This is a genomic window from Singulisphaera rosea, assembly GCF_054877945.1.
The window spans coordinates 383,896-390,934 of the sequence record NZ_JBTYIP020000006.1 but is presented as its reverse complement, the minus strand read 5'-3'; the positions used below and the strand labels follow the sequence as shown (position 1 = coordinate 390,934).

The 7,039-nt window shown below is 66.7% G+C and carries 4 protein-coding genes; all 4 read left to right on the top strand.

What is annotated here, in order from left to right:
- Positions 1-126: 126 nt before the first annotated feature.
- The 4 genes from ACYOEI_RS14380 (at position 127) to ACYOEI_RS14365 (ending at position 6,766) form a co-directional block, all read left to right on the top strand.
- Positions 127-1,134: an AAA family ATPase gene (locus ACYOEI_RS14380; RefSeq protein WP_462850212.1), complete on the top strand. Its 1,008-nt coding sequence runs from the start codon at positions 127-129 to the stop codon at positions 1,132-1,134.
- 207 nt (positions 1,135-1,341) lie between these two features.
- The gene (locus ACYOEI_RS14375) at positions 1,342-2,220 is read left to right on the top strand and encodes a DUF58 domain-containing protein (RefSeq protein WP_462850195.1); all 879 of its coding nucleotides are present in this window, start codon (positions 1,342-1,344) and stop codon (positions 2,218-2,220) included.
- Positions 2,217-4,121: a VWA domain-containing protein gene (locus tag ACYOEI_RS14370; RefSeq protein WP_462850194.1), complete on the top strand. Its 1,905-nt coding sequence runs from the start codon at positions 2,217-2,219 to the stop codon at positions 4,119-4,121. The genes ACYOEI_RS14375 and ACYOEI_RS14370 overlap by 4 nt, the downstream gene beginning before the upstream one ends.
- Positions 4,121-6,766 carry a VWA domain-containing protein gene (locus ACYOEI_RS14365; protein WP_462850193.1) on the top strand — a complete coding sequence of 882 codons (2,646 nt, stop codon included), beginning with the start codon at positions 4,121-4,123 and terminating at the stop codon, positions 6,764-6,766. Before ACYOEI_RS14370 ends, ACYOEI_RS14365 begins: the two co-directional genes overlap by 1 nt.
- Positions 6,767-7,039 lie beyond the last annotated feature (273 nt).

Sequence of the window (7,039 nt, the reverse complement as noted above, 5' to 3'; positions counted from 1 at the left end):
TTTTTGCGGCCCTTCCGGACGACGACTGACGCTGTTCTCAACGGAAGGCGGATGCCGAGCGACGATGCGACCATCGACCCGCGAGCGATCCCGACTCGCGTTCGACTCCCCCGAGAGGCCTGGCCGATGACCGAGACCCCGGACGAGGTGAAGCAGCTCGAGCAGTTCCGCACCGACTTCGAGGCCTTGCGCCGCGAGATCCGCCGCGTCATCGTCGGCCACGAGGAGATCGTCGACGGCACCTTGACGGCCCTGATCGCCGGGGGGCACGTCCTTTTGGAAGGGGTCCCCGGACTCGGCAAAACCCTCCTCGTCCGGACCCTGGCCGACGCCCTCCACCTCAAGTTCCAGCGCATCCAGTTCACGCCCGACCTGATGCCGGCCGACGTGATCGGCACGAACGTGATGCTCGAGTCGCCCGAAGGAGGGCGCAAGTTCGAGTTCCAGCACGGGCCGATCTTCTCCAACTTCGTGCTCGCCGACGAAATCAACCGTGCCACCCCCAAGACACAATCGGCCTTGCTCGAAGCCATGCAGGAGCGATCAGTCACGGTCGCCGGCAAGACCCACATTCTGACCCGACCGTTCTTCGTCATGGCGACGCAGAACCCGCTCGAGATGGAAGGGACCTACCCGCTCCCCGAGGCCCAGCTCGACCGGTTCTTCTTCAAACTCCTCGTCACCTTCCCGAGCGCCGAGGAACTCGAACTGATCCTCGACCGCACGACCGAGTCGGCCGACGCCCGCGCCCGGCCGGTCTTCGACGGCCATCGGATCGTGGAGCTCTCGCAACTGTCGAGGAAGATCCCGATCGCCTCGGAGCTCCGCAAGTACGCGATCGCGGTGGTCATGAGCACGCACCCCGAGAGCGAGCAGGCGACCGAGATGACCAGGCGATTCGTCCGGTATGGCTCGAGCCCGAGAGGCGCGCAAGCCCTGATCCTCGCGGCCAAGATCCGGGCGATCCTCGACCACCGCTTCCACGTCGCCCGCGAAGACATCCGCGAGGCCGCCCTCCCGGCCCTCCGCCATCGCCTGATCCTCAACTTCGAGGGCCAGGCCGAGAACGTCCAGGCCGACGACATCATCGAGAACATCCTCGAGTCCGTCGAAGCCCCAGCCATGACCGTCTGAGTCTGTGCCCCGGAACCTGTTTTTTCTTAGAAAACGGGTTTCTGATGCGTTCGACATGGCCAGCCCCAGGCGGGACGCCGACGCCCTCTCCCCTTAGAAACCCGTTTTTTAAGGAAAAAACAGGTTTCGGAATGGGATCCGAAAGACGTCCAAGGCCGGATCCCCAAACCTCCCCGGCTCGACTCGACACTCCCTGGTACCCGATCCATGCCCTTGTTCGACTCCGGGTTCCTGAAGAAGCTCGAGTACCTCTCGCTCGTCTCCAAGCGGGTCTTCCGCGGGCAGCTCCTCGCCCAGCGGCGGACGATGCAACTCGGCGGCGGCATCGAGTTCGCCGACCACCGCGAATACACCCCCGGCGACGACTTCCGCTACCTCGACTGGAACGTCTTCGCCCGGCACGACGAGCTGCTCCTGAAACGATTCCAGGAAGAAGAAGACCTTCACGTCTACATTCTCCTCGACTGTTCCCGGAGCATGGATTTCGGCTCCCCCTCGAAGTTCGACTACGCCCGGCAGGTCGCCGCCGCGCTCGCCTACATCGCGCTCGCCGACCTCGACCGGGTCGCCGTCGTCGCCTTCGCGGGCGAGATCGTCGCCGACTTCCCCCTGACTCGCGGCAAAGGGCGGATCCTCTCCCTGCTCAAGTTCCTCGAGAATCTCGAGGTCCGGGACGGCCAGACGAACCTCGCCAGGGCCGCCGAGAACTTCATCCACCGCTCCCAGCGCCGGGGGTTGGCCGTGGTCCTCAGCGACCTCTTCGACCCGCTCGGCTACCAACGCGGCCTGGACGTGCTCAGGCACCACCGCTACGAGCCCCACGTCGTCCAGGTTTACGACCGTCGCGAGGCCGACCCCGGGCTCAAAGGGGACGTCGAGTTGCTCGACGTCGAGAGCCAGGCGATCGAGAAGGTCACCATCACCGAGCGGAACCTCAGGCAGTATCGCCAGATCTTCGACGCCTTCCTCGAATCGGTCCGTAAATACTGCTCCACATACGGAGTCGGGGGGACGCGTTCGACGACCGACATCCCCTTCGATGAATTAATCCTCCGGATGATGCGCGAGGCGGGGGCCCTGACATGAGCCTGGTCAACCCGACCGCGTTCCTCCTCGCCACGTTGGCGATCCCGATCGTGATCTTCTACATCCTGAAGATCCGGCTCCGTCGCGTCCCCGTCTCGACCTTGATCTTCTGGCGGCAGATCTTCGAGGAGAAGAAGCCGAGGTCGATCTGGCAGCGGCTCCGGCACCTGATCTCCCTCCTGCTCCAACTGGCCTTCCTCGCACTCCTGGTCTTCGCCCTGGCCGACCCGATCTTTCGTTGGCAGCAGGCCCGGGCGCGCCGGATGGTCCTCATCGTCGACAACTCCGCCAGCATGAACGCGACCGACGTCTCGCCGAGCCGGCTCGACGCGGCGAAGGCCGAAGGGACGAGGGTCATCGACGGGATGAGGCTCGGCGACGAGCTGGCCATCGTCGCCGCGGGCGTGCAGCCGCGGGTCTATTGCGGCCTGACCGACCACCAGCGGACCCTCCGCGAAGCCCTCGAGTCGATCCCCGTCACCGACGGCCCGACCCGGGTTTCCGAGTCCGTCGCGCTCGCCCGACGCCTCGTCTCGGCGACGGACAAGTCTCATAAACTCATCGTCCTGACCGATTGCGGCTTCGATGGGGCCGCGGGCCTGGTGAAGCAGCCCGACGTCCAGTTGGTCAGCGTCGGCAAGGCGACCGGGAATGTCGGGATCACCCGCCTGCAAGCCAGGCGCAGCCTCCTCGACCCGATCGGCTACGAGATCCTCGCCGAGGTCTCCAACGCGTCGGACGAGCCGGTCGAGTGCCGGCTCGAGATCGACCTGGACGACAGCCCGATCGACGTCGTCCCGCTCAAGCTCAAGCCCGGCGAGTCGACCACGCAGGTCTTCGACAAGACCTCGGCCGAAGGGGGAAAGCTCCGCGCCCGGATCGACCGGGACGATGCCCTGCTCGTCGACAACGTCGCCCAGGCCATCCTCCCGCACCGCGACCCGCAACCCGTCTCGCTCGTGACCGAGGGGAACCTCTTCCTGGAGAAAGTCTTCGAGGCCATCCCCCTGGTCCAGTTGGAGGTCGCCAAGCCTTCGGCTTCGAAGCCGAAAGCCCAAGAACGCCGCGGCGTCACCGTCTTCCACCGCAAGGTCCCGGCGGAGTTGCCCGCCGGCCCGGTCCTGGTCATCGACCCCGAGGACCCGACCTCGCTCTGGCAGGTCGAGGCCCCGGTCCAGAACCCCGTGGTCGCCAACCAGGCGAAGGACTCCCCGCTCCTGGCCCACGTGCGGCTCGACAACGTTCTCATGCCCGAGGCTCGGAAGCTGGCCTTCAAGGTCCCCGCCCAGATCCTCATCGACTCGGCGACCGGCGACCCGATCTACGCCGTGATCGATAGGCCCGAGGGGAAGGTCGCGGTTCTCACGGTCAACCTCGAAAAGGGGGACCTGCCGCTCCAGACCGCATTCCCGATCATGATGACCAACCTGCTCGGCTGGTTCGCCGGGACCAAAGGGGAGCTCCGCGAGGCCCTCCCCGCGGGCGCGGTGCCCGAGGTCGAGCTGCCGGCCGAGTCGGACGCGGAGGTCGTCCGCGTGCTCCGAGGCCCCGACGGACAGGATCGGCCGCTCCCGCCAAAAGTTACGAAGGCGACCGTCGGCCCGCTCGACCGCTGCGGCGTCTGGAGCGTCGTCCGCAAGCCGCCGGCCTCGAAGCAGAAGGAGAACGCGAAGGCACCCAAGGCCGGACCAGCCGACAACTCTCCCGTGATCGCCGAGCTCGCCTGCAACCTCGCCAACCGCCGCGAGAGCGACCTCCGCCCGGGGCCCGGCCTGCCCGAGCGGACTTCGAGGGCCTCCTCCGCGATCGGCGCGAGGCCGATCTGGTATTACCTCGTCGCCGCGGCCTGGATGCTGACGTGCTGGGAGTGGTTCCTCTATCAGCGAAGGTGGATCGACTGATGGGCTTGCCCTCGCAGTTCCTCGAATTGACCCGCCCGTGGTGGCTCCTCGGCCTCGCCGCGTTGCTCGTGCTCGTCTATTACTTCCGGCACAGCCTGGTCGACTTCTCCCGGCGTCAGATGATCACGTCGCTCGCGCTCCGGGCGTCGATCGCGGTCCTCCTGATCCTCGCCCTCGCGGGCCTGAACCTGCTCCGGCCGACTCGCGAGCAGTTCGTGGTCTTCGCCGTCGACCGCAGCCTGAGCATCGGCGACGAGGCCAAGAAGGCGGCCGACGACTACGTCGCCCGCGCCGTGCTCGGGGTCGGGGGGAACCGGTACGCGATCCTGCCGTTCGCCTCCGAACCGGGCGAGGTCCGCCTCGGCACGGCGTCGAGCCCCGCCACGACAACGTCTCAAACATCGTCGCCGGGACAGCCTATCGCCGATCAAAAGGCCGAGCCGACCGGGCTCGACGCGAAGGGGACGGATATCGCCGCCGCGCTCGAGGTCGCCGCCGCCGCGGTCCCCCCGTTCTACGTCCCCAAGGTCGTGCTCGTCTCGGACGGGAACGCCACCTCCGGCGAGGCCCTCAAGGCCGCCGCGGCGCTCCAGGGGAAGGTCGAGGTCTCGACCGTCCCCCTGCCCGCCCGCAAGGATCCCGAGGTCCAGCTCTCGGCGGTGAATGCCCCGCCCCAGGTCCAGCAGGGCGAGCCATTCAACGTCGAGGTCGTCATCGACGCCAACCACGCCGACGACGCCGGTCAGGTCGAGATCTACCGGGGCGACGTCAAGGTGGCCGACCAGAAGGTCAAGCTCAAGGCGGGCGAGAACCGGGTCACGCTCAAACAGGCGATCGAGCAAGGCGGCCTCACCCCGATCACCGCCCGACTCCGCGGCTATCGCGACACGCTGCTCGACAACAACAGCGACTTCGGCCTGGTCTTCACGGCCGGCAAGCCCCGCGTCCTCCTGGTCGAGAGCGACCTCGAGCAGGTCAAGCACCTGACCTGGGCCCTCGAAGAGCAGAACATGCAAGTCGACGTCCGCCCCCCCCGAGGCGCCCCCGACAACCTCGCCGAGCTCCAGAATTATGATCTGCTGATCCTCTCGAATGTCCCGGCCACCTCGCTGACTCGCCTCCAGATGGAGGTTGCGCGGACCTACGTCAAGGACCTCGGCGGCGGCCTGATCATGCTCGGCGGCGACCAATCCTTCGGGCTCGGCGGCTACTACAAGACGACCCTCGAAGAGATCCTGCCGGTCCGGAGCGACTTCGAGAAGGAGAAGGAGAAGCCCAGCCTGGCGATGATGCTGGTCGTCGACAAGTCGGGCTCGATGGGGGGCGAGAAGATCGAGATGGCCAAGGAGGCGGCCCGCGCCGCCGTCGAGTTGCTCGGCCCGGCCGACCAGGTCGGGGTCCTGGCGTTCGAGGGGGAAAACTTCTGGGTCTCGGAGCTCCACCCCTGCACCGACAAGGGATTCGTGCTCGACCGGATCGCCTCGCTCGAGGCCGGGGGAGGCACCGTCATGGCACCGGCGATGGAGGAGGCCTACGAGGTCCTCAAGGGGGCCGTCGCCAAGCTCAAGCACATGATCATCCTGACCGACGGCATCTCGGCGCCCGGCGACTTCGAAGGGATCGCGCAGGCGATGGCGGCCGACCGGATCACGGTCTCCACCGTGGCGATGGGGAGCGACGCCGCCCAGGACGTCCTCGAGGAGATCGCCCGGATCGGCAACGGCCGCTACTACGTCGCCGAGGACCCGGGCCAGGTGCCCCAGATCTTCGCCAAGGAGACCGTCACCGCCAGCAAGTCGGCCATCAACGAACAGCCCTTCACCCCGACGCTGGTCCGGCCCACGCAGGTCCTCTCCGAGGTCGGCCTCGACGACGTCCCGTTCTTGCTCGGCTATGTCGTCACCCGGCCCAAGGCGACCTCCGAGGTCATCCTGGCCACCGAGGCCGGCGACCCCCTGCTGGCCTGGTGGCGCTACGGCCTCGGCATGAGCGTGGCCTTCACCTCCGACGCCAAGGCCCGCTGGGCCGCCGAATGGCTGAACTGGCCCCAGTTCGGCCAGTTCTGGGCCCAGGTCGCCCGCCACGCCCAGCGCAAGTCGGAGACCAAGGGGACCGTCGTCCAGGTCGCGCGGAACGGCCGGAAGGCCTCGGTCTCGCTCGACGCGATCGACCCGACCGGGAAGTTCCTCAACCGGGCCACGACCGAGCTCACCCTGGTCGACCCCCGGCTCGGGACGAAGAAGCTCCCGATGGAGCAGTCGGCCCCCGGCCGCTACCAGGCCGAGTTCGACACGACGCAGGCGGGTTCGTATCAGCTCATGTTCTCGCAAACCCTCAACGGCCAGGTCCTCGGCCAGCAATCCCGAGGCCTGGCGGTCGGCTACCCCGACGAGCTCCGGTTGAAACCCATAAATCGTGACCTCTTGCAGTCGGTCGCCCAGGTCACGGGAGGCCGCTTCGACCCGGCGCCCGAGACCGTCTTCGCCCCTCCCACGCGTTCGGTGCCACGGGCCACGCCGCTCTGGCCCTACCTCGTCGCGGCGGCCGCCGTCCTGTTCGTGTTCGACGTCGCCCTGAGGCGTATCGACTTCACCTTGCTCGCACCCCGAAGCCGTCGCCCCGGAGTGATCGCCCGATCGATTTAACGTATGTCCCCCGAAACCTGATTTTTTCTTCAAAATCGGGTTTCTGACCCACTCGACGGAGACAACCCCTTGCGGGATGTCGCCGTCTTCTCCCAGAGAACTCGATGTTGTTGCAAACACCGGGTTTCTGACCCACTCGACGGCGACAACCCCTTCATGGGATGTCACCGTCTCCTCACAGAAGCCCGGTTTTGAAGAAAAAATCGGGTTTCGGAACAGCTTTTTAATCGTACAATCGTCGTGACCGCGGTGTCATGGCGGTGGTTTCTGTCG

Excerpts from the sequence above, each read along its gene's own strand:
- ACYOEI_RS14365 (WP_462850193.1), top strand. The coding sequence starts at position 4,121 with ATGGGCTTGCCCTCGCAGTTCCTCGAATTGACCCGCCCGTGGTGGCTC.
- ACYOEI_RS14375 (WP_462850195.1), top strand. The coding sequence starts at position 1,342 with ATGCCCTTGTTCGACTCCGGGTTCCTGAAGAAGCTCGAGTACCTCTCG.
- ACYOEI_RS14380 (WP_462850212.1), top strand. The coding sequence starts at position 127 with ATGACCGAGACCCCGGACGAGGTGAAGCAGCTCGAGCAGTTCCGCACC.
- ACYOEI_RS14370 (WP_462850194.1), top strand. The coding sequence starts at position 2,217 with ATGAGCCTGGTCAACCCGACCGCGTTCCTCCTCGCCACGTTGGCGATC.